This window comes from Sphingomonas sp. IC-11 (assembly GCF_021043365.1).
In the GTDB taxonomy this organism is placed as follows: Bacteria; Pseudomonadota; Alphaproteobacteria; order Sphingomonadales; family Sphingomonadaceae; genus Sphingomonas.
On sequence record NZ_JAJNDU010000001.1, the window covers coordinates 1,435,299 to 1,455,285 of the forward strand.

The window sequence follows — 19,987 nt, forward strand, 5'->3', positions numbered from 1 at the left end:
CCAGTTCATGGCCGGCCGAGAAGAATGTCCCGGCCGTATCCGGGACGAGCAGTTGTTATCAGATGGCCTTCAGCACCAGCGAGGCGTTGGTACCGCCAAAACCGAAGCTGTTGTTCAGCACCGCCTTGACCTGCCGCTTCTTCGCGACATGCGGCACTAGGTCGACGCCGGCGCAATTATCGCTCGGATTGTCGAGGTTCAGCGTCGGCGGCACGATCTGGTCGCGCATCGCAAGGATGCAGAAGATGCTTTCCACCGCACCCGCGCCACCGAGCAGGTGACCGATGGCCGACTTCGTCGATGACATGGAAAGCGAACCAACATGGTCGCCGAACAGTCGTCGAACCGCGCCAAGCTCCAGTTCGTCTCCGAGCGGAGTGGAGGTGCCATGGGCGTTGATATAGTCGATGTCTTCCAAGCGAAGACCAGACTTGCGCATCGCCATTTCCATCGAGCGGAACGCACCCGAACCTTCCGGATGCGGCGCCGTGACGTGATAGGCGTCGCCCGACAGACCGTAGCCGATAACTTCAGCGTAGATCTTCGCGCCGCGCGCTTTCGCACGCTCATATTCCTCGAGCACGACAACGCCCGCGCCTTCGCCCATGACGAAGCCGTCGCGATCTTTGTCGTACGGGCGGCTCGCCTTCTCCGGCGTATCGTTGAAGTTGGTGCTGAGCGCACGTGCCTGCGCGAAGCCGGCAATGCCCAGCGGGCAAATCGCGCCTTCTGCGCCACCGGCGAGCATCACGTCCGCGTCGTCCATGGCAATCATGCGGGCGGCGTCGCCGATCGAATGTGCACCTGTGGAGCAAGCGGTCACGACCGCATGGTTCGGGCCCATCAAGCCGTATTTGATGCTGACCTGGCCCGAGATCAGATTGATCAGCCTGCCATGCACGAAGTGCGGACTGACGCGCCCGGGCCCCTTTTCATGGCGAACGATCGACTCGCTTTCGATACCCGGCAGGCCCCCGATGCCAGCGCCAATCGAGCAACCGGCCCGGTAACGCTCCGCCTCCGTCATCTCCGTCAGGCCTGCGTCTTCCAAAGCCTGGCCGGCCGCATCGATGCCGTACACGATGAACGGATCGACCTGGCGCTGGATCTTGTGATCGACCCGCTTGGAAGCGTCGAAGCCATATTCGTGGCCTGCAGGCTTCACCTCGCAAGCGATGCGGCATTTCTGGTCAGACGCGTCAAAGCGCGTAATCGGCCCGGCGCCAGATTTGCCGGCGATGAGATTGGCCCAAGCTAGCTCCACCTCAGCCCCAAGAGGGGTGACGAGGCCAAGACCGGTGACGACGACGCGGCGCATTGCGCTACTCCATGAACGTTACAACGAAACGGCTCCCCGCCCTCTAGCCGGGGACGGGGAGCCGCTCAAATCCGGGCCGAGGCGGCGGCAGGCTCGAAGCCTCCGCGCCCCGTTCGCGATCAGCCCTTGTGCTCGTCGATATAGGTGATCGCATCGCGCACGGTAGTGATCTTCTCGGCAGCGTCGTCCGGAATTTCCACCCCGAACTCTTCTTCGAACGCCATCACCAGCTCGACAATGTCGAGGCTGTCCGCGCCGAGATCGTCGATGAAGCTCGCGTCCTCGGTCACCTTGTCGGCTTCGACGCCGAGATGCTCGACGACGATCTTCTTCACGCGGTCGGCGGTCTCGCTCATATATATTCCCTTTGTTTCGTCGGGGGGTTGTTGAATCCTGAACGCAGGTAGAACGGGGTGCGTTGCGATACAAGTCTGCTTTAGACCATCGCCATCCCGCCGTTTACGTGCAGGGTCTGGCCGGTGACATAGCCAGCCTCCCGCGATGCCAGATAGACGACAGCTGCGGCCACGTCTTCCCCGGTTCCCAGATCGCCAGCCGGAATCTTCGTGAGAAGCGCGGATTTCTGCGCTTCCGGCAATACATCGGTCATCGCGGACCGGATGAAACCGGGAGCAACGCAGTTAACCGTGACGTTGCGGCTTGCGAGCTCCTGCGCCACCGCCTTTGACATACCGACAAGGCCTGCCTTGGATGCCGCGTAATTCGCCTGGCCCGGATTGCCGGTCTGCCCGACCACCGAGGTGACCGAGACAATTCGGCCGAAGCGCTGCTTCATCATCGGTTTTGCGGCTGCCCGCATCAGACGGAAAGCAGCCTCAAGATTGACTCGAATGACTTGGTCCCATTCGTCGTCTTTCATTCGCATGGTCAAATTATCGCGCGTTACACCCGCATTGTTGACCAGAATGTCGAGACGTCCGCCAAGAGCTTCCACCGCCGCGGGAACCAGCCCGTCCACTGCTTGCGCATCCGCCAGGTTGGCCGGCACCGCAACGTGATCGCCGCCAAGCTGGCCGCAGAACGCATTTAATTTATCCGCATTGGATCCTGAAACGACCAGGCGTGCCCCCTGAGCGGCGAGGGCCTGCGCAATCGCCGAGCCGATGCCGCCCGAGGCGCCCGTCACCAGCGCGGTCATCCCTGTGAGGTCAAACATTGAAATCTCCCGAATTCACACGAACCGCGGCCCGCTGGTATGCGGTCGAGGAACCTTCCACGTGCGTGTTTGGTCCGACCAGTTGCCGAACTTACAAGCCCTTCAGCAGCGCCTCGAGATCGTCCATGGACACGATGCTAACTGCCTGCGCGTCAGGGGCGATCCGCTTGACCATCGGTGACAGCACCTTGCCGCCAAACTCCACGAACTCTGTCACGCCAGCATCAACCATCGCCAGCACCGATTCGCGCCAACGCACCATTCCTGTAACCTGTTCTACCAAGAGGCGACGGATCGTATCCGGATCGCTCACCGGTGCTGCAGTGACATTCGCGTACACCGGGACCAGGGGAGCGGCGACCTTAGCCTCTGCCAGTGCCTTCTCCATCGCATCTGCGGCAGGCTGCATGAGCGGGCAGTGAAATGGAGCGGAAACCGGAAGAGCAACGGCACGCTTGGCTCCGTGGTCTTTCGCCAAAGCGATGGCACGATCAATCGCCGCCTTCGCGCCGGAGATCACCACCTGACTGGGATCGTTGTCGTTCGCGACCGTGCAAACCTCGCCTTCGGCCGCCGCCGCGGCAATGGCTTGCGCCTTGGGAAGGTCAGCGCCCAGCAGAGCCGCCATGCCGCCCTCACCCACTGGCACCGCTGCCTGCATCGCCTGACCGCGCAGCTTCAGCAGCTTTGCCGTGGTGGAAAGGTCAATCGCCCCGCCGGCGCATAGCGCGCTATATTCGCCCAGACTGTGACCAGCCACGAAGTTCGCCTTTTCGGCCAGGCGAACGCCGCCTTCCTTCTCGAGGACCCGCAGCGTTGCAATGGCATTTGCCATGATCGCTGGCTGCGCATTCTCGGTCAGCGTAAGTTCGTCCGCTGGCCCTTCCGTCATGAGCCGAAACAGGTTCTGGCCAAGCGCCTCATCGACCTCGCCGAACACCTCGCGCGCATGGGAACTCGCGGCCGCGAGCGCTTGGCCCATGCCAACGGACTGACTGCCCTGCCCCGGAAAGATAAACGCTCGCATCTGCCTCTCCCAAATCGAAGAGGCGCCGGGTAGGCGCCTCAGGCCGGCGGGGTCAACCGCCCTGCGGTCGAACCAGCACCATCTCCGGGCTTGGCGCAAACATACGGCGTGAGATGGCGCTGGGCACCAAAGGCTCCAGTCCGAGCCACCGAAGCAATGCGCCGAGCCGCGTCGGGGGAGAGGGATAGCGCGCGATCACTACACCTTTCGGCGCATGAGCCGCGGGCGCCACGACGAGGTCGCCCGGTTGTGCCGGAAGGGGCCGAATGTTGGTCTGACGCAGGAACGCCATCGGGATATCCGAGCGCGCTACATCATCCGGCGCGCCGGCGACAACGGCTTGCGGGTGGGCTTCCGCTGCAATCAACAAGGCTTCCATGGGCCATCTCGGATGAGCGTTTCCTACACTCACCAGCAACAGATTGGTTGAAACCAGCACCGCCAGAACCATGATCCGGGCCCAGGCACGAATACGGTCGAGCCACAGGGCCACGAGGATGACTGCAGCAAGGGCCGCCAGCATGAAATATCGCGGGTTAAGCACCAGCTTGGCGTAAAGGGCCGATACGAGAATGAAGCTGCTGCCCGCCATGGCCGCAAGCAACAGAAAGGGCGCTCGCCGCGCGACCGACAATCTCGTCCAGCACCAACCGACGCAGGCGATCCCGGCGGTCCAGAACAGGAGCCCGAAATCATCGTTGATTAACAATACGAGCAGAGGATCGATCGGCGCCCACAGGAGGAAGTTGCCCTCGTGATTGGCTGCCCGATTGATATGCTCGTCGTGATGAAACGCGATCGCATAGCGTCGCAGAGGATCACCAGTTAGCGCATATTGGAAGAGCGCTTCTCCCACGAGCACCATCGCGGCACCAATGCCGCACGCCATCAGCACACGACGCGGTAGAGGCCTACCGATCAGAAACATCGGGCCAAGCACGATCAGCGGGAGAACACTTGTTTCCCGGCACAGCACGGCGGCCCCGAACATGACGCCGCCCAAACCTGCGCGCAGGAGCCCTCCCGGATCCTCCCTGCTGGAGCCAAGAAGCCACGCCCCGACCACGAGAGCGGCCGCCTCGGTCAGATCGACACTTACCGTCGTCGCATGCGAGACCACCACAGGAAGAGTGGCAGTCAGCAACGCAGCGATCCATCCGGCGCGCGGCTTCCCGCCCGCGGCAGCGAAGCCGCCAACCACCACCACAAGAAGAACGTAAAACAGCACCGCGGTGACTGCGAAAGCGGCGAAGTTGTTCCCAACGATTGCGATTACGGCAGCGAACGTCAGCGTAAGCGGAAAGCGGGTGGACCAGTGATCGCTGCCGGCAAAAGGAGGATCAACAAGCCAGCGCACTGCTCCGGCATGATAGAGCGAGTCGTCGGACGCCATGAACCCGATCCAGCCGACGTAGAGCGCCGCCGCCATCGCGACCACGACGAGCCCAAACCACGTCGCCGCACGCACCCGGCACGAAGCGCCGTCGTTCTCGACCAGCGCTGTCTTGTCGCTTCTCGAACGGCGCGGTGGGAACATGGTCGTCATCTTCGGCAGTGATAACTCGATCCCATGTACAAATGCTTGCCTGCTGAACCGTTGTTCAGCGTGCCCGCCTTTTTGGCGACAGTTCGCTACGAAATGCCGCGCCCAAGCCGTCCCGCAGGATACCTACGAGGTCCAGACATCTCTCCGACGCGATCGTTCAGGCGCCGCTTGCGGAAAGCGCGAAGGAGATTTCAGATGTTCAAGAAGCTGGTTCAGGTGACAGTTGCGGCCTCGCTGGTCGCCACCCCGATGATTGCCGCGACGGCGGAGGCACAGGCGCGTCGTCAGGACCGCCACGTGACCACGACCGTGCAGCACCACCCGGAGTACAACCGTCAAGAAGACGACCATCGTCCCACCGCTGCAGAAGCAGCGCTCATGGCACAAGGGCGAGCGCTTTGATCGTCGCTATGCCCAGAACTATCGCACCATCGACTATCGCCAGTATCGCAGCCGCCATCTCTACGCGCCGACCCGCAGTCAGCAGCAGGTGCGCTCCGGCAACGACGCTGTGCTTGTCGCGGTCAGCAGCGGGATTGTGGCGGCCGTACTTGCGAACGCCTTGCGGTGGCGCTTGATTTCTTCGGGATTTCCGGTACGGGACCGGGCAGCACAGGCGGGGAGCATCGTCTCCTCGCCTTCGCTATTTTGGGACGACAGTCGGAGGGGCATGGCACGGGGCCATGTCAGCGATCGGCCAACGAAGGAAAGCACATGGCTCTTTACGAGCACGTGTTCCTTGCGCGCCAGGATTTGGCACAAGCGCAGGTGGACACGATGGCGGAAGCCATCACCAAGATCGTCGAAGATCATCAGGGCAAGGTCGTCAAGACCGAGACCTGGGGCCTGCGCAGCCTTGCCTATCGCATGGTGAAGAACCGCAAGGCTCATTACGTGATGATGGAGATCGACGCACCGGGCGATACCGTCGCTGAGATCGAGCGTCAGCACTCCATCAACGAGGACATCATCCGCTACATGACCGTCAAGGTTGACGCGCATGAGCAGGGCCCGTCGGTGATGATGCGCAAGCAGGAGCGGGACCGCGAGCGCGGCCGCCGTCGTGAAGAGGAGAACGCATAATGGCACGTCCCTTCTTCCGCCGTCGCAAGAGCTGCCCCTTCTCGGCGAAGGACGCTCCCCGGATCGACTATAAGGACGTGCGGCTGCTGCAGGGCTTCGTGTCCGAGCGTGGCAAGATCGTCCCCTCGCGCATCACCTCGGTGAGCGCCAAGAAGCAGCGCGAGCTCGCCCAGGCGATCAAGCGCGCCCGTCACCTGGGCTTGCTGCCCTACGTCGTTAAGTAAGGAGAAGAGCAGATGGACGTCATTCTGCTTGAGCGCGTCGAGAAGCTCGGCGGCATCGGCGACGTAGTGAAGGTGAAGGATGGCTTCGCCCGTAACTACCTGCTGCCGAACAAGAAGGCGCTGCGCGCCAACGAAGCGAACCGGAAGGTTTTCGAAGCCAACCGTGCACGGATCGAGGCTGAGAATGCCAATCGTCGTGGCGAGGCCGAGAAGGAAGCCAAGACCTTCAAGGACGTGTCGGTCACCATCATCCGTCAGGCGTCGAACGCCGGTCAGCTCTACGGCTCGGTCGCGGTCCGCGATCTGGTCGATGCGCTGAACGATGCTGGCCACAAGGTTGCTAAGTCTGCGGTCATTCTCGACCGCCCGATCAAGGCGATCGGCGTGTACGACATCCGCGTCGCTTTGCACCCGGAAGTGTCCGTGACGGTGAAGGTCAACGTCGCGCGTTCGCCTGAAGAGGCGGAGCTGCAGTCGCAGGGCGTCGACGTGATGGCGCAGGTCTTCGAGGAAGGCCGTGACCAGGGCGGCTTCACGGAAGCGTATGACGCCAACGCCGAGCCCGGCGCGAGCGCCGAAGTCCGCGAGGAATCGGCCGAGGGCTAACCACCCTCGCTTAGGACAAGACAAAAGGCCCGTCAGGCGTCATGCCTGGCGGGCCTTTCGTTATGAGTTGCGCTCGCCGACCACATTCATGCGTGGCGCTCGGCCCTGGACACAAGCCGCCGCCGCGAGCGAGTACCGGTGGCTGATCGGCTCGATGCACTGCTCACTCCGGAGACAACCGGCCTCACGCTGCATCTGCTTGGCCCATCCAGAGCACGAGCCTCGCTCACCGGCACGCGCGTGACTCAGGCGCGCTCAGCGCGGCTCTGCCAAGCGCTTCGTACCATTTGCTGGACGCGCGCACGGCTACGCTCGGACAGCGCGCGGAGTCGTTCCCCCGCGGCCGAGATCCCCGATGAACGATCCATCCCCTCGACCTGCATGACCCAGAGTTGACGGAACGCGCCGCCGGGACGTCGGAGCAGCTGTTGAGGGGGGCCATCCTCGATGACGCGGCCGTTCGACAGAACCACCACCCGGTCAAAATTAACGACTGTGGACAGGCGATGTGCCACGGCGATGACTGTGCGGTTCTGGATCAGCGCCTCCAGCCCGTTCTGGACTTCAAGCTCCGACTCGGAGTCCAGCGCTGACGTCGCCTCGTCGAGCAGCACGATACGCGCGTTCTTCAGAAAGGCGCGGGCGATGCCGATCCGCTGCCGTTGTCCGCCCGACAAGTTGGTGCCGCGCTCGCCGACAATACTGTCATACCCGTGTGGCAGCCGACGGATGAAGTCGTCGCATCCCGCCGCCTCCGCAGCTCGGAACACCTCATCATCATCCGCGTCCGGACGGGCGAAACGGATGTTCTCCATCACCGATCGGTGGAACAGCAGCACTTCCTGCGGCACCACTGCGATCGCGTCGCGCAGGCTCTCCTGCGTCACTGTGTCGACACGTTGACCATCGATCATGACATGACCGGCCTGGGGATCATGAAATCGCTGGGTCAGTTGAAGCAGCGATGACTTTCCCGCGCCGGAGGGCCCTACAATGCCGATCTTCTGCCCCGCTGGGATTTCCAACGACAGATCATGAAGCACGGGGTGGCGCGGATCATAGCCGAAAGTGACATGGCTGAACTGTACCCGACCCTCTCCCACCCGCAGCCGCGCAGCACCTGGGGCATCACTCAGCGTCTGAGGCACGCCGATAATGTCGAGCGTCTCCCGCAGATAACTGAACTGCTGGCTGACATCGATCAGAGCCATGGCGAGGTCGCGTGAACCATGGAGAATGCGGAAGGTCATCGTGCTGATGATCACCACGTCCCCGGTGGTGATGGCGCCGTTTGACCAACGCCCGATTGCCCAGATCAGCGTACCGCCGACGAAGATGGCGAGCGAGAGATCGTGGAGGCCGCGCATCCGCTCGACGAAGAACCAACCACGGCGCTGGGCCACGGCCTCATCGTCAAGAAATCCCCGCAGCCGCGACAGTTCTCTTTCACCGGCGGCAAAGGCCTTCACTACCCAGATGTTGCCGATCAAATCGACCAGTTCGCCACCGACCGTACCGGCATGCTCAGCAAAGGCCTTGTGGTGCACATGCCCGCGCAGGCCAAGCAGGACGAGTCCGGCCGTTACGACAATGAATATCGCCCCAAGAACCAAGGCCATGGTTCCGTCGATCGTCACGAAGATGATCATGGCGCCGGCGAACGCGATGAGCGGCGGTGTCACTTCTTGAAGGAGCCGGTGGATGATTGCGCCAAAGATCCCCGCTAGGCCCGAAATCCGGTGCCCAAGCGAACCGGCTCGCTGGTTCTGGAAAAAGGGCATTTGGTGGCCCGTCAGATAGTCCACCATGTCGAGCCGAATGCCGACGCCCGATACCACGGTAGCATGGCCGAGAGTCAGCGCGGCCATCCGCTGGAGCAGACTTTCAAGAACTACCAAGCTCAGGAATAATGCCAGGGCCGTGTAAACGAGCGATCGGACGCGATCGGCACTGGTCATCGCATCGATCAACAGCTTCATGGCATATTGGACGCCAATCGAGCTTACCGACGCACCCGCAACCAGTACGCCCAGCAGCAGAAAGATCCATGGACGCGCGGCCACGTAATGCAGCAGAAAGCGCGTTGGGCTGATCAGGAAGGGCATTCTTGCTTACAGTGCAGTTTGAGCCATGATCCAGCGCCGTCGACGGTTCACGGCTGACCATCCGGGAGCGCATTCAGCCGAGCTCACGATGACTTCAGGCTGTGGAACGCCGCGCTTATAGAATAACGGCGGGGAGCAATCGATCCGACACATTGCGGCGGCAATTGCGTCAGCGATCGCTCAGGCGCCACCCTCCAGGCGTTCTCTTCCGTCATGCTGTGCCAAGATCGCGACGAGCGCTGTCACACGCTCCCGCAATTCTTCCAAGCCTTGCGTATCATATCCACGTGACATGGTGCCAGGCACATGAAGAGCCGCTTCTCGAAGCGCCCGCCCCTTGTCCGTCAGCGTGATCAGAACGCGGCGCTCGTCCGCCGAGTCGCGGCGGCGATCAAGCAATCCGTTGCTCTCCATCCGCTTGAGCAGCGGGGTCAGCGTTCCACTATCAAGGAAAAGGCGCGTACCCAGTGCGCCGACCGTCTGCGGCTCCTCTTCCCACAATACCAGCAGGACAAGGTATTGCGGGTAGGTGATACCAAGACTGCGCAACACGGGCGTGTACAGTCTGTTGATCAGATTGGTGGCAGCATAAAGCGGGAAACATACCTGCCGGTCCAGCCGGAGTGGATCATCCGTATGTGCCGCCACCTGATCCTTCATCGAGTAGACACGTTCAACGTGACGTCCACGTTGCCCTTCACTGCGTTCGAATATGGGCACACCGCGTGCGCAGCCTTGACGATCTCTTCTGCCTTGGCCTGATCCACGCCAGCGATCGTGACGTCCAGCGTCACAGCCAGGTTGAAACCGCCCCCAGCACCAGGCAGCAAGCCGACCTCGCCGATCACCTCGATATCGCCATCGCGAACCTTGTCTGCCTGCGCGCGGGTCACGTGAATGACAGCGTTTTCAAAGCAAGCGGCATAGCCCGCGGCGAATAGCTGTTCCGGATTGGTTGCGCCACCCTTGCCGCCCAACTCTTTAGGCATGGCCAGAGAAAGATCGAGAATACCGTCGTCACTGCGCACCGTGCCGCTGCGGCCCCCCACTGCGGTCACCTTGGTGGAATAGAGCGTACCCATCTTCAATCTCCGATTTCTGCAAAACCAGAGTTAGATTGCGCGCAACACTATTGCAAGACACGGGAGGGAAGTAAGATGCTGAGCCTACTGACTGCCTGCGAGGACCGATTGCGGCCTCAAGGCACTGCGACGCAGGCGCCCACAACCGCGGCAAGGGGTATGAGCGCGAGGACGAGAGGCACAATCTGCTTCATGATTGAAATCCTGGAGACATATTCGAGCAAAGAATGCTGAGCGCCGACGAAAGTTTCCGACCGAGCAGCGCCGCGACTTTCGAGGGTATCGATCAACGCCAAGCGCCCCACCACAACCATGCGTTCGGAAATCGACCAAAACGCGCCGCGGCTGCGACGCCGCGATGTCCCAACACTGCGGACCTCTCACAGGGCCGGCGGCTTATTCGAACCAGTGCGGCAGCGGATCTGCACAGGCGACGTGGAGCATTCGTTATTTCCGGCCGAACAGCTTTTCGATTTGCTCCAGCGGCATTTTCACCCAGGTGGGCCGCCCGTGATTGCATTGACCGGAGTGCGGCGTCACTTCCATCTCCCGGAGCAAAGCATTCATCTCGGTGACCGACAGAACACGCCCTGCCCTGACTGAACCGTGACAGGCCATGGTTCCTGCCACCGCGTCCAGACGCTCACGCAGAGACAAGGTTTCGTCGTAGGCGGTCAGCTCATCGGCAAGATCGCGAACCAGTCCGCTCGGATCACCGCTGCCGAGCAATGCAGGTGTGGCGCGAACCAGCATGGCGCGAGGGCCAAATCGCTCCAGCTCGAGCCCGAGCTCCGCCAATTCCTCGATCCTGGTTTCCAGCCGATCGCAATTCGGCTCGTCCAGTTCCACGACCTCGGGGATCAGCAATGCCTGCGCCGCCACCTTGCCGCCTGCCAGCGCTGCCCGCATGCGTTCCAGCACCAACCGCTCATGTGCGGCGTGCTGATCGACGATGACGAGACCGTCTTCCGCTTCAGCGACAATGTAGGTCTTGGCGACCTGCCCCCGAGCCACGCCAAGCGGATGAACACGCGATTCCGGCGGGGACGCGACAGCTGCCTCTCCCCGTGCTTGCGGCGGTGGCGCAAAGAAGGTCGGCCGCTGGTCGCGCAGCAGGCTGGCGCGGGAGATGTAGTCAACTGCCTGCGCCCCCCTCGCGATCTGATCTTGCACCAACGGCGCGACTTCGCTGTAGGCTGGCGCGTCCGGACGGAACGCCGCCAGGACCTCATCAGGCGCACGGTGCGCCACCCGGTGGCCCGCCTCATCCAGGGCGCGCCGTAAGCCAGAAACGATCAGCCCGCGCACCATGGCCGGGTCACGAAAACGCACCTCTGTTTTCGCGGGATGGACGTTCACATCAACCTGATCCGAGGGCAGATCAATGAACAGCGCCACAACCGCATGTCGATCGCGCGGCATCATCTCGGCATAGGCGCCACGGATGGCGCCGATTAGCAATCGATCCTTGACCGGTCGGCCGTTCACGAAAAGATATTGGTGGTCCGCAACGCCGCGGTGAAAGGTCGGCAATCCAGCCACCCCGCCGAGCACCACGGCCTCCCGCGTCATGTCGATCGCGACGCTATTCTCTTTCAGCGCTCGGTCGGTCAGCGCCGCCACGCGTCCCGGCCGGTCCTCGGGCTGAAGCGCCGCCAGCACTCGGCGACCATCATGCTCCACGGTAAAGATCACGTCCGGGCGCGACATCGCCAGCCGTCGCACCACGTCGAGGCACGCCGCATATTCGCTGCGTCCAGATCGCAGGAATTTGCGTCGCGCAGGAACCCGTTCGAACAAGCCTTCGACAACCACGCGCGTCCCGGGCGGCAAGGCAGCAGGCCCCTCTGAAACAAGGGCACCATTGTCGACGACACGGCACCAGCCGTCCGCGCCTCTTACCCGGCTCTCCAGCGTCAGCCTGGCGACGCTGGCGATGGAGGGAAGCGCTTCACCGCGAAATCCCATGGTGGCAACGCGATCGATGTCATCGCTGGGCAGCTTCGACGTGGCATGGCGCTCCAGGGCGAGCGCCATGTCCTGCGGGGTCATTCCACAGCCGTCATCCGCGACTTCCACGCGGCCGATTCCGCCGTCCGAAAGGCGCACGGCGACACGCGTCGCACCGGCGTCGATGGCGTTCTCAACCAGTTCCTTCAACGCGCTGGCTGGTCTTTCCACCACTTCACCGGCAGCGATACGATTGATGAGATGTTCGGGCAGGCGGCGTATTGACACAGCCACGCCCCTAGCCCAATCGACGCCCTCCCGCGACCCCGAGATAACAGCAATCAGCGCCCAAGAAGCGGCTTGCGGCCGTGGCCGCGGGATGAATGGTGCAAGTCGCGTTTGCGACTCGGGGACGGAATCTAGCTCAACATGGCCTTCTCGCGTTTCTTCAAATTCATGTCGCATGACATGGCCATCGACCTCGGGACCGCGAACACCGTGGTCTATCTGCGCGGCCGTGGGATCGTACTGAACGAGCCATCCGTGGTCGCCGTGGAGACGATCAACGGTATCAAGAAGGTGAAGGCGGTCGGCGAAGACGCCAAGCTGATGATGGGCAAGACGCCTGGCAATATCGAGGCGATCCGCCCGCTCAGGGATGGCGTGATTGCCGACATCGACGTCGCCGAGCAGATGATCAAGAGCTTCATCTACAAGGTGCACGGACAGCGCAAGTTCATGCGCTGGCCGGAGATCGTGATCTGCGTTCCCTCGGGTTCGACCAAGGTGGAGCGCCGCGCGATCCGCGACGCGGCCTCGAACGCCGGGGCCAGCCGCGTGTGGCTGATCGAGGAAACCATGGCCGCCGCGATCGGCGCCGACATGCCCGTGACGGAGCCGATCGGCAGCATGGTCGTGGACATAGGCGGCGGCACTACGGAAGTTGCGGTGCTGTCGCTGCGTGGCCTCGCCTATACCACCAGCGTCCGCGTCGGTGGCGACAAGATGGACGAGGCGATCGTCAGCTACGTTCGCCGCAACCACAATCTGCTGATTGGTGAAGCAACGGCCGAGCGGATCAAGCAGGAGGTCGGCATCGCCAAGCCGCCAGTCGATGGGGTGGGCGTGACGATCCACATCAAGGGACGTGATCTGGTGAATGGCGTGCCCAAGGAGATCCAGATCAATCAGGGCCAGATCGCCGAAGCATTGAGTGAACCAGTGGCGACGATCGTCGAAGGCGTTCGTGTGGCACTGGAGAATACGGCTCCAGAACTGGCCGCCGATATCGTCGATCAGGGTATCGTGCTGACTGGCGGCGGCGCCCTGTTGCAGGGGCTGGACGAGGTTCTCCGCGATGAAACGGGCCTTCCCGTTACCGTCGCTGAGGAGCCGCTGACCTGCGTGGCGCTGGGAACCGGCCGAGCGCTGGAAGATCCCATGTACCGCGGCGTGCTTCAGAACGGCTGATCGAAGAAGGGCTTAGCGCATGGTGGCGTCGCGGGACCGACGCCCGGGATTCTCGCGGCGGGCGCAATATTCGCTCTTCTTGAGCTACATCCTGGCAGTCGCGGGGGCGCTGATCGGGGCGGTTCTGCTTGTTCTGTCGCAGTTCAATCCGCCCGCCTTTGCTGCGCTGCGCTCTACTGCCACGGAACTCACCGCGCCGGTCTCCTCCGGGCTGTCCGGCGTGATCCGCAGCGTCGCCGCCGTTCCGCAAACGATCTCAACATACTTCCGCGTTCACGGCGAGAATGAAGCTCTGCGGGCGGAGGTCGCCCGCACGCGCGATGCCCTGATGCAAGCGCGCATCATCGTACGGGATAATCGGCGCCTGCGCGCTCTGCTGCGGTTGCGAGACGTAACGCCGAACCCGATCGTAACTGCCCGCATCGTGAGTTCGAGCGCCACGAGCACCCGGCGCTTCGGCATCCTCAACGCGGGGCGCTGGCAGGGCGTGCGTCCCGGTATGCCGGTACGCGGTCCAGATGGGTTGATCGGGCGGGTCGTCGAAACCGGTCCCAACACGGCACGCGTGCTGCTCACCACTGATCCCGAAAGCGTGGTGCCGGTTCGCCGCATCGGGGACGGGCTTCCGGCGCTCGCGGCGGGGCGCGGTGACGGGCTGATGGACATTCGCTCCGTGGGAACCACCAATGCCCGCCTGCAACCAGGTGACCGCTTCGTCACTTCCGGGACAGGTGGACTTTATACGCCCGGAGTTCTCGTCGGGCGTGTCCTGAAGCCGGGTTCCGACAGTGCTTTGGCCCTGCCGTTCGCCCACCCTGACACCTTCGATTTCGTCATCGTCAGCGCACCTTTTCTTCCGCCGCCTCCGCCATCACCCGTTCCGCCGCCGGTGCCCGGCACCACGCCGCCTGCTGCAGGCGCAAAGCGGTGACGCCGAGCTCCAAACCCTTCGGGCCGGCCCTACCGCATACGCGGGCCCGCGCACTGCCGTGGATCACCGTCATGGGAGGGTCACTGGTCACCATCTTTCCCGTCGCGGCGACGTTGCCGCTGCTTCCGCCGTTTGGCCTCCTGATGCTGCTGGCGTGGCGCTTGCTGGCTCCGCTGGCGTTGCGTCGCTGGGCGCCTGCGTTACTTGGCCTGTTCGACGATTGTCTGAGCGGCCAGCCGTTGGGAAGCGCCACGCTCCTGTGGACCCTGTCCTTCTTCATGATCGATCTCTTTGATCAGCGCACCATCTTCCGTGCCTTCGCGCAGGACTGGCTTATCGCCTCGGCCGCAATCGCAATTTGCCTGGTCGGCGGGCGATTGTTTGCAACGCCTCTCGGCGGGCACGTGGATTCCGTGCTAGTCGCGCAGATCGCAGTGTCCATTCTCCTCTTCCCCTTCGCCGCGCGGATTGTCGCGTGGGTTGATCGCCGGCGCGTCGTTGAATGAACCGTTCAACCCGGATCGCTACGGAAGCACAGCAAGGCTACACCTTCTCCCGTCGTGCCTGGCTGCTCGGCGCCGCACAGGTCGGCGTCGGCACCTTGCTCGCCGGCCGCATGGGTTGGCTCGCGATTGCGGAGAACGAACGCTACAATCTCCTGAGTGAGAGTAACCGGGTAAACATGACGCTGATCCCGCCACGGCGGGGCTGGCTCGTGGATCGTCATGGGCATCCAATTGCGGACAATCGCACCGATTTTCGCGTCGATCTGATTCCCGATCGCATCGTTGATGAAGAGCGGACTCTGGCCGCATTGCGCGACCTCCTCGCTCTTACGGACGAGGACATGCTGCGGATCAGGACGGACCTGAAGCGGGCCGCTGGATTTCAACCGGTGAAGGTGGCGGAGAATGTCGGCTGGGAGCGGTTCGCGGCCGTTCAGGTGCGTCAGCCCGAGCTCCCGGGCGTCGCGCCGACCCGCGGCTTTGCACGAAACTATCCCGCTGGCGCGGCGGTAGCCCACCTGACCGGCTATGTCGGCAGCGCGTCGGCGGAACAGTACAAGCAAACCCGCGATCCGCTGCTCGTCACTCCGGGCTTCAAACTCGGCAAGGATGGTCTTGAAAAGACACTGGAAACCGATCTGCGCGGAAAGCCAGGTGCGAAGCGTATCGAGGTGACGGCCCGCGGCAAGCTGGTCGCCGAACTGGCGACTCGCCCCGACACCCCGGGCAAGACCCAGCGGCTGACAATTGACGCCGGGCTGCAGGAATATGCCGCCCGCCGGCTCGGCACCAACTCCGGCTCGGCCGTGGTGTTCGACTGTCTCACGGGCGAGATGCTGTGCATGGTCTCCATGCCAGCCTATGATCCGAACAGCTTTTCCGACGGTATCAGCCACCTAGAGTGGAAGATGCTTTCGGCCGACGATCACGTTCCTTTGATGAACAAGGTGACCCAAGGGCTCTACCCGCCCGGCTCGACCGTGAAGCCGATGAACGGCCTTGCGCTGCTTGAGGCGGGCGTAGACCCGAACGAGCGGGTGTTCTGCGGTGGCGCGCTCCGTGTCGGCAGCGGGCTGTTCCATTGTCACAAGCGCCGCGGCCACGGTGCCACCGACCTGCGCGGCGCCATCGCCCAGAGCTGCGACATCTACTTCTACGAGATGGTCCGCCGCCTCGGCTATGATCGCGTGGCCCCAGTCGCTCGCGCAGTCGGGCTGGGAGAAAAATACGACCTGCCCTTCGCCACTCAGCGCTACGGCACTGTACCCGATAGCGCGTGGAAAGAGCGCAAGTACAAGACGAAGTGGACCGTGGCGGATTCGTTGAATGCCTCCATCGGCCAAGGCTACGTGCTGGCCAATCCGATGCAGTTAGCCGTGATGGCGATGCGGATTGGCTCCGGCCGTATGCTTCAGCCCAGCCTGTTGATGGACCAGGTCCGCCGCGACGCCCCCGCCCTTCCGTTCAGCGCGGAAAACCTGCGCATCGTTCGAGAAGGCATGTGGCAAGTGGTGAATGGCGGCGGCACCGGCGGCGCTTCGCGCCTGTACATCCCCGGCATTGATCTGGCGGCAAAGACCGGCACGGCCCAGGTGCGGCGTATCACCATGGCAGAACGACGCTCGGGTGTGCTCAGCAACGCGCAACTGCCGTTCAAGCTGCGCGACCATGCCCTGTTCATCTGCTTCGCGCCCGCGGACAATCCGCGCTACGCTGCCGGTATCGTGTTGGAACACAATGGCCATACCGTGCGCAACTTGGACACGCCGATGATCGGCCGTGACATCATGACGTACCTGTTCGACAAGGAAAAGGCGCTCAAGGCCCTGGCGGAAGTGGAACCGACCTGGGGCGGAGATATCCGCACCCGAATGGCGGCACAGGAAGCCGCGTACCGCGCCACCTCGGTCGCGCCAGCTCCAGCACAGGCCGTGGCGACTGAAACGGATGTTCCGGCGCCCACCCGCGCCCCCGCCGTCGAGCAGGCCACGGACGCGTCCAACGCCGCGCAAGAGGCGACCGTAAGCGACATTGCCAATGGCGCAGGTCCCGCCAGCGTCGGCACTACTGAACCATCAGACCCGCAGTGATCGGCTCCTCCATCGTCCCCGCGCCCGTCGCGCGTCTGCCGTGGCGGATGCTGTTTCTTGTCATCGGCATCGCCGTCTTTGGTCTTGTTGTGCTGTATTCCGCGGCAGGCGGGAGCCTTCGTCCCTGGGCAATGGCACAAGGTATTCGGTTCGTCGTCTTCCTGTTTGGGGCGCTGATCATCGCGCGGGTCCGGGAAGATGTCTGGCGACAGGCGGCGCTGCCCGGATATGTGTTGATCGTCGTCCTGCTTGTTGCGGTGGAGCTTCTAGGCGCCGTACGCGGTGGTAGCCAGAGATGGCTCGACCTGGGCTTCATCCGTCTGCAACCCTCTGAACTGATGAAGCCGGCGATCGTGCTGGCCTGCGCGCGCTTCTACGAGATGCTGCCGCCCAACGAGACTCGCCGATTCGGAGGCATCTGGCCGGCAGCGATGCTTATTGGCTTACCGGCGGCTCTGGTGATGCTTCAACCCGATCTGGGAACCGCGCTGATGATCGTGGCCGGCGGCCTCACAGTCATGTTCCTGGCGGGCGTACCATTGCGTCTGTTCGTCGGGGGTGCACTCGCCTTCGCGGTCGCGGCTCCGCTGGCCGTCAACTTCCTCTTGCATGAGTATCAACGCAATCGCGTGCTGATCTTCATGGATCCGGAAAGCGACCCGCTCGGCACCGGCTATCACATCAGCCAGTCGAAGATCGCCATTGGGTCAGGAGGCATCACTGGCAAGGGCTTCCTGAACGGCACCCAAAGCCATCTCGATTATCTCCCGGAAGGGCACACCGATTTCGTCTTTGCCACCATGGCTGAGGAATGGGGCGTCCTTGGCGGCCTCTTCATCATCGTGGCTTATCTGATGGTGATCCGCTGGGGCGTGAATGTCGGCCTGCAGGCGCAGAGCCGGTTTGCCAAGCTGACGGCCGCCGGCCTTGCCACCACGATCTTCTTCTACGTGGCGATCAACCTCGCGATGGTGATGGGGCTCGCCCCCGTGGTAGGCATTCCCTTGCCGCTGGTCAGCTTCGGTGGATCCGCTCAGATGACGGTCTTCCTGTGTCTGGGCATCCTCATGTCGATCGACCGGAGCAATCGCGGCGAAAAAAATTGGTGAATCCGCGAAAAAGGGTTTGCGCTGCACAAAAGCGGTGCTAATGGCGCGCCTCCCGATCGGGGCAGCCGCCCAACACGATCACGGACGCATAGCTCAGTTGGTAGAGCAGCTGACTCTTAATCAGCGGGTCCTTGGTTCGAGCCCAAGTGCGTCCACCACTTCTCAGTCACTTAGGTGACAACGTTGGCGCCGCCGCGATCGGGAAATCCACTACTCAATGGCAGGCTTCGGCCTTGAACGGCGAGCTTCTCGAGCTCGTCTCGATTGTCGCTCATCGCCATTTATGGTGCGGCGCTGCGTCAACACTCGTCGCCTAGCATGCGGGAACACTCGACCACGCGCAGCCTGACTCGCCTCGCGCTGGGATCACCTTTTGCCGCCCGACGTTTGCACCGTGCGGCGTGGCGTCAGGTTCGACGAACGCCCATTGACTTGCCCACAACCCCGCTCGTACGTGTGAAGCAATTAGGTCAACTGACTTAATTGTCCGATCGACTGCCCATGACGGCGGTCGACGGCGGGAGAGCGGGAATGGCGTACGACATCATCGTAGTTGGTGGTGGGATTGGCGGATCGGCCCTTGCCACGGTTATGGCGCGCGCCGGGCGTTCGGTGCTCCTCCTGGAAAAGAGCCTCGTCTACGAAGACAAGGTGCGCGGCGAGTGGATTGCGCCATGGGGCGTTACCGAGACCAAGCGTCTCGCCCTTTATGACACGCTGCTGAGCGCCGGCGGACACCACCTCTCCAGCCATGTAACCTATGATGAGACGCGTGACCCGGCCGAAGCGGAGGCGCGCGCGCTGCCGCTCGGCATGTTCGCGCCGGACGTGCCTGGTCCCTTGTGCATCCGCCATCCGGTTCATTGTCAGGCGCTCTTTGATGCGGCTTCCGCGGCCGGCGCCACCGCGCTGCGGGGCGTAGACGTCAAGCAGGTCGAACTCGGCGACACGTCCAGCGTCACTTACGTGCATGACGGCCAACAACATACGGAGCATGCGCCGCTCGTCGTCGGGGCCGAGGGACGACAATCCGTTGTTAGGCGCGCGGCTGGGCTGACGCTTCATCAGGACAAGCCGCACCATTGGTTTGCCGGGTTGCTGGTCGATGGCGTCCAGGCGTGGGACGACACACGGCAGGCGATCGGCACCGAAGAGGATTTCGCCTTTCTCGCATTTCCGCAGGGAAACGGACGCATGCGGGTCTATGGTGGCTGGGATCTCGCGGCCAAGACCCGCTTTGCTGGTCAGGAGGGCCCAAGGCGTTTCCTGGACGCCTTCCGCATGAAGTCGGCGCCGCATAATGAAGCGATCGCCCAGGGCACGCCGGCAAGCCCTCTCCTCGCCTATTACAACAATTGCAGCGCCGCCGAGCGTCCGTTCGCACCGGGAGCCGTGCTGGTCGGTGACGCAGCCGGCTGGAACGATCCCATCCTTGGGCTAGGTCTGTCGATCACCTATCGCGATGTGCGACTGGTCAGCGACATTCTGAAGGAAACTCCCCACGGCCGGGAGCCGGATTTCCGCCCTTATGCGGAGGAACGCAAGGAGCGCATGCGCCGACTGCGCATCGCGTCCGAACTGCAGGCAAAGCTCGACATGGAGTTCGGCGAGGAGGCTCGTGCCCGCCGGCGCCGGTACCACGAGGCAAGTGCCGTTGATCCGATGCTCGGAATGCACGGCGTGGCGACCCTCGCCGGCCCGGAAGCTGTGCCGGCCGAAGTTTTCGACGCCGCCCATGTTGCGCGAGTGGTGGGAGTCTAGCT

19 protein-coding genes, 1 tRNA gene and 1 pseudogene are annotated in these 19,987 nt (G+C 63.0%); 12 read left to right on the forward strand and 9 right to left on the reverse strand.

Annotated elements, in window-relative coordinates; genetic code table 11:
- Window positions 1–58 precede the first annotated feature (58 nt).
- From fabF to LQ954_RS06985, 5 genes are all read right to left on the reverse strand, one after another.
- Window positions 59–1,318 (reverse strand): beta-ketoacyl-ACP synthase II, encoded by a 1,260-nt coding sequence (fabF, locus tag LQ954_RS06965; RefSeq protein WP_227770180.1) that lies wholly within the window; start codon window positions 1,316–1,318, stop codon window positions 59–61.
- A 119-nt stretch (window positions 1,319–1,437) separates the two neighbouring features.
- Window positions 1,438–1,674 carry an acyl carrier protein gene (locus tag LQ954_RS06970; protein ID WP_046410516.1) on the reverse strand — a complete coding sequence of 79 codons (237 nt, stop codon included), beginning with the start codon at window positions 1,672–1,674 and terminating at the stop codon, window positions 1,438–1,440.
- Between the two features lie 80 nt (window positions 1,675–1,754).
- The gene (gene fabG / locus LQ954_RS06975; RefSeq protein ID WP_227770179.1) at window positions 1,755–2,495 is read right to left on the reverse strand and encodes a 3-oxoacyl-[acyl-carrier-protein] reductase; all 741 of its coding nucleotides are present in this window, start codon (window positions 2,493–2,495) and stop codon (window positions 1,755–1,757) included.
- A gap of 91 nt (window positions 2,496–2,586) precedes the next feature.
- Window positions 2,587–3,522, reverse strand: a complete 936-nt coding sequence (gene fabD, locus LQ954_RS06980; protein ID WP_231022465.1) for an ACP S-malonyltransferase — start codon at window positions 3,520–3,522, stop codon at window positions 2,587–2,589.
- 52 nt (window positions 3,523–3,574) lie between these two features.
- Window positions 3,575–5,068, reverse strand: a complete 1,494-nt coding sequence (locus LQ954_RS06985; RefSeq protein ID WP_231022466.1) for a glycosyltransferase family 39 protein — start codon at window positions 5,066–5,068, stop codon at window positions 3,575–3,577.
- A gap of 195 nt (window positions 5,069–5,263) precedes the next feature.
- Between LQ954_RS06985 and LQ954_RS16240 the strand changes: the two genes are divergently transcribed.
- From LQ954_RS16240 to rplI, 5 genes and pseudogenes are all read left to right on the forward strand, one after another.
- Window positions 5,264–5,470, forward strand: a complete 207-nt coding sequence (locus LQ954_RS16240) for a hypothetical protein (RefSeq protein ID WP_330999945.1) — start codon at window positions 5,264–5,266, stop codon at window positions 5,468–5,470.
- 28 nt (window positions 5,471–5,498) lie between these two features.
- Window positions 5,499–5,552, forward strand: a pseudogene (locus LQ954_RS16245) (hypothetical protein); the annotation flags it as partial.
- A gap of 230 nt (window positions 5,553–5,782) precedes the next feature.
- On the forward strand, window positions 5,783–6,151 hold the full coding sequence (gene rpsF / locus LQ954_RS06995; RefSeq protein ID WP_231022467.1) for a 30S ribosomal protein S6: 369 nt from the start codon (window positions 5,783–5,785) through the stop codon (window positions 6,149–6,151).
- Window positions 6,151–6,375, forward strand: a complete 225-nt coding sequence (gene rpsR, locus LQ954_RS07000; protein ID WP_007403456.1) for a 30S ribosomal protein S18 — start codon at window positions 6,151–6,153, stop codon at window positions 6,373–6,375. Before rpsF ends, rpsR begins: the two co-directional genes overlap by 1 nt.
- Window positions 6,376–6,387: 12 nt before the next feature.
- A complete protein-coding gene (gene rplI, locus LQ954_RS07005; protein ID WP_231022468.1) occupies window positions 6,388–6,981 on the forward strand; it encodes a 50S ribosomal protein L9 in 594 nt (197 codons plus the stop codon).
- A 245-nt stretch (window positions 6,982–7,226) separates the two neighbouring features.
- On the opposite strand, the gene LQ954_RS07010 is transcribed toward rplI, so the two are convergent.
- The 4 genes from LQ954_RS07010 to mutL all read right to left on the reverse strand — a co-directional run bounded on the left by LQ954_RS07010 (window position 7,227) and on the right by mutL (window position 12,406).
- Window positions 7,227–9,086, reverse strand: coding sequence for an ABC transporter ATP-binding protein (locus LQ954_RS07010; RefSeq protein WP_231022469.1), 1,860 nt, complete (start codon window positions 9,084–9,086; stop codon window positions 7,227–7,229).
- A gap of 180 nt (window positions 9,087–9,266) precedes the next feature.
- Window positions 9,267–9,734, reverse strand: a complete 468-nt coding sequence (locus LQ954_RS07015; RefSeq protein ID WP_231022470.1) for a MarR family winged helix-turn-helix transcriptional regulator — start codon at window positions 9,732–9,734, stop codon at window positions 9,267–9,269.
- An 8-nt stretch (window positions 9,735–9,742) separates the two neighbouring features.
- Window positions 9,743–10,168 carry an organic hydroperoxide resistance protein gene (locus tag LQ954_RS07020; protein ID WP_227770172.1) on the reverse strand — a complete coding sequence of 142 codons (426 nt, stop codon included), beginning with the start codon at window positions 10,166–10,168 and terminating at the stop codon, window positions 9,743–9,745.
- Between the two features lie 447 nt (window positions 10,169–10,615).
- The gene (gene mutL / locus LQ954_RS07025; protein WP_231022739.1) at window positions 10,616–12,406 is read right to left on the reverse strand and encodes a DNA mismatch repair endonuclease MutL; all 1,791 of its coding nucleotides are present in this window, start codon (window positions 12,404–12,406) and stop codon (window positions 10,616–10,618) included.
- A 141-nt stretch (window positions 12,407–12,547) separates the two neighbouring features.
- Between mutL and LQ954_RS07030 the strand changes: the two genes are divergently transcribed.
- The 7 genes from LQ954_RS07030 to LQ954_RS07060 all read left to right on the forward strand — a co-directional run bounded on the left by LQ954_RS07030 (window position 12,548) and on the right by LQ954_RS07060 (window position 19,985).
- A complete protein-coding gene (locus LQ954_RS07030; protein ID WP_066782297.1) occupies window positions 12,548–13,588 on the forward strand; it encodes a rod shape-determining protein in 1,041 nt (346 codons plus the stop codon).
- Window positions 13,589–13,667: 79 nt separating this feature from the next.
- A complete protein-coding gene (gene mreC / locus LQ954_RS07035; RefSeq protein WP_330999946.1) occupies window positions 13,668–14,519 on the forward strand; it encodes a rod shape-determining protein MreC in 852 nt (283 codons plus the stop codon).
- A gap of 71 nt (window positions 14,520–14,590) precedes the next feature.
- On the forward strand, window positions 14,591–15,025 hold the full coding sequence (mreD, locus tag LQ954_RS07040) for a rod shape-determining protein MreD (RefSeq protein WP_227770170.1): 435 nt from the start codon (window positions 14,591–14,593) through the stop codon (window positions 15,023–15,025).
- Window positions 15,022–17,115: a penicillin-binding protein 2 gene (gene mrdA / locus LQ954_RS07045; RefSeq protein WP_231022472.1), complete on the forward strand. Its 2,094-nt coding sequence runs from the start codon at window positions 15,022–15,024 to the stop codon at window positions 17,113–17,115. The genes mreD and mrdA overlap by 4 nt, the downstream gene beginning before the upstream one ends.
- 47 nt (window positions 17,116–17,162) lie before the next feature.
- Window positions 17,163–18,224: a rod shape-determining protein RodA gene (gene rodA / locus LQ954_RS07050; protein WP_265334012.1), complete on the forward strand. Its 1,062-nt coding sequence runs from the start codon at window positions 17,163–17,165 to the stop codon at window positions 18,222–18,224.
- Between the two features lie 82 nt (window positions 18,225–18,306).
- Window positions 18,307–18,382: transfer RNA gene (locus tag LQ954_RS07055), tRNA-Lys, on the forward strand.
- A gap of 343 nt (window positions 18,383–18,725) precedes the next feature.
- Window positions 18,726–19,985, forward strand: a complete 1,260-nt coding sequence (locus LQ954_RS07060) for an FAD-dependent oxidoreductase (RefSeq protein WP_231022473.1) — start codon at window positions 18,726–18,728, stop codon at window positions 19,983–19,985.
- Window positions 19,986–19,987: the final 2 nt, after the last annotated feature.

Excerpts from the sequence above, each read along its gene's own strand:
- fabF (WP_227770180.1), bottom strand. The coding sequence starts at position 1,318 with ATGCGCCGCGTCGTCGTCACCGGTCTTGGCCTCGTCACCCCTCTTGGG.
- LQ954_RS06970 (WP_046410516.1), bottom strand. The coding sequence starts at position 1,674 with ATGAGCGAGACCGCCGACCGCGTGAAGAAGATCGTCGTCGAGCATCTC.
- fabG (WP_227770179.1), bottom strand. The coding sequence starts at position 2,495 with ATGTTTGACCTCACAGGGATGACCGCGCTGGTGACGGGCGCCTCGGGC.
- fabD (WP_231022465.1), bottom strand. The coding sequence starts at position 3,522 with ATGCGAGCGTTTATCTTTCCGGGGCAGGGCAGTCAGTCCGTTGGCATG.
- LQ954_RS06985 (WP_231022466.1), bottom strand. The coding sequence starts at position 5,068 with ATGACGACCATGTTCCCACCGCGCCGTTCGAGAAGCGACAAGACAGCG.
- LQ954_RS16240 (WP_330999945.1), top strand. The coding sequence starts at position 5,264 with ATGTTCAAGAAGCTGGTTCAGGTGACAGTTGCGGCCTCGCTGGTCGCC.
- rpsF (WP_231022467.1), top strand. The coding sequence starts at position 5,783 with ATGGCTCTTTACGAGCACGTGTTCCTTGCGCGCCAGGATTTGGCACAA.
- rpsR (WP_007403456.1), top strand. The coding sequence starts at position 6,151 with ATGGCACGTCCCTTCTTCCGCCGTCGCAAGAGCTGCCCCTTCTCGGCG.
- rplI (WP_231022468.1), top strand. The coding sequence starts at position 6,388 with ATGGACGTCATTCTGCTTGAGCGCGTCGAGAAGCTCGGCGGCATCGGC.
- LQ954_RS07010 (WP_231022469.1), bottom strand. The coding sequence starts at position 9,086 with ATGCCCTTCCTGATCAGCCCAACGCGCTTTCTGCTGCATTACGTGGCC.
- LQ954_RS07020 (WP_227770172.1), bottom strand. The coding sequence starts at position 10,168 with ATGGGTACGCTCTATTCCACCAAGGTGACCGCAGTGGGGGGCCGCAGC.
- LQ954_RS07030 (WP_066782297.1), top strand. The coding sequence starts at position 12,548 with ATGGCCTTCTCGCGTTTCTTCAAATTCATGTCGCATGACATGGCCATC.
- mreD (WP_227770170.1), top strand. The coding sequence starts at position 14,591 with ATGGGAGGGTCACTGGTCACCATCTTTCCCGTCGCGGCGACGTTGCCG.
- mrdA (WP_231022472.1), top strand. The coding sequence starts at position 15,022 with ATGAACCGTTCAACCCGGATCGCTACGGAAGCACAGCAAGGCTACACC.
- rodA (WP_265334012.1), top strand. The coding sequence starts at position 17,163 with ATGCTGTTTCTTGTCATCGGCATCGCCGTCTTTGGTCTTGTTGTGCTG.
- LQ954_RS07060 (WP_231022473.1), top strand. The coding sequence starts at position 18,726 with ATGACGGCGGTCGACGGCGGGAGAGCGGGAATGGCGTACGACATCATC.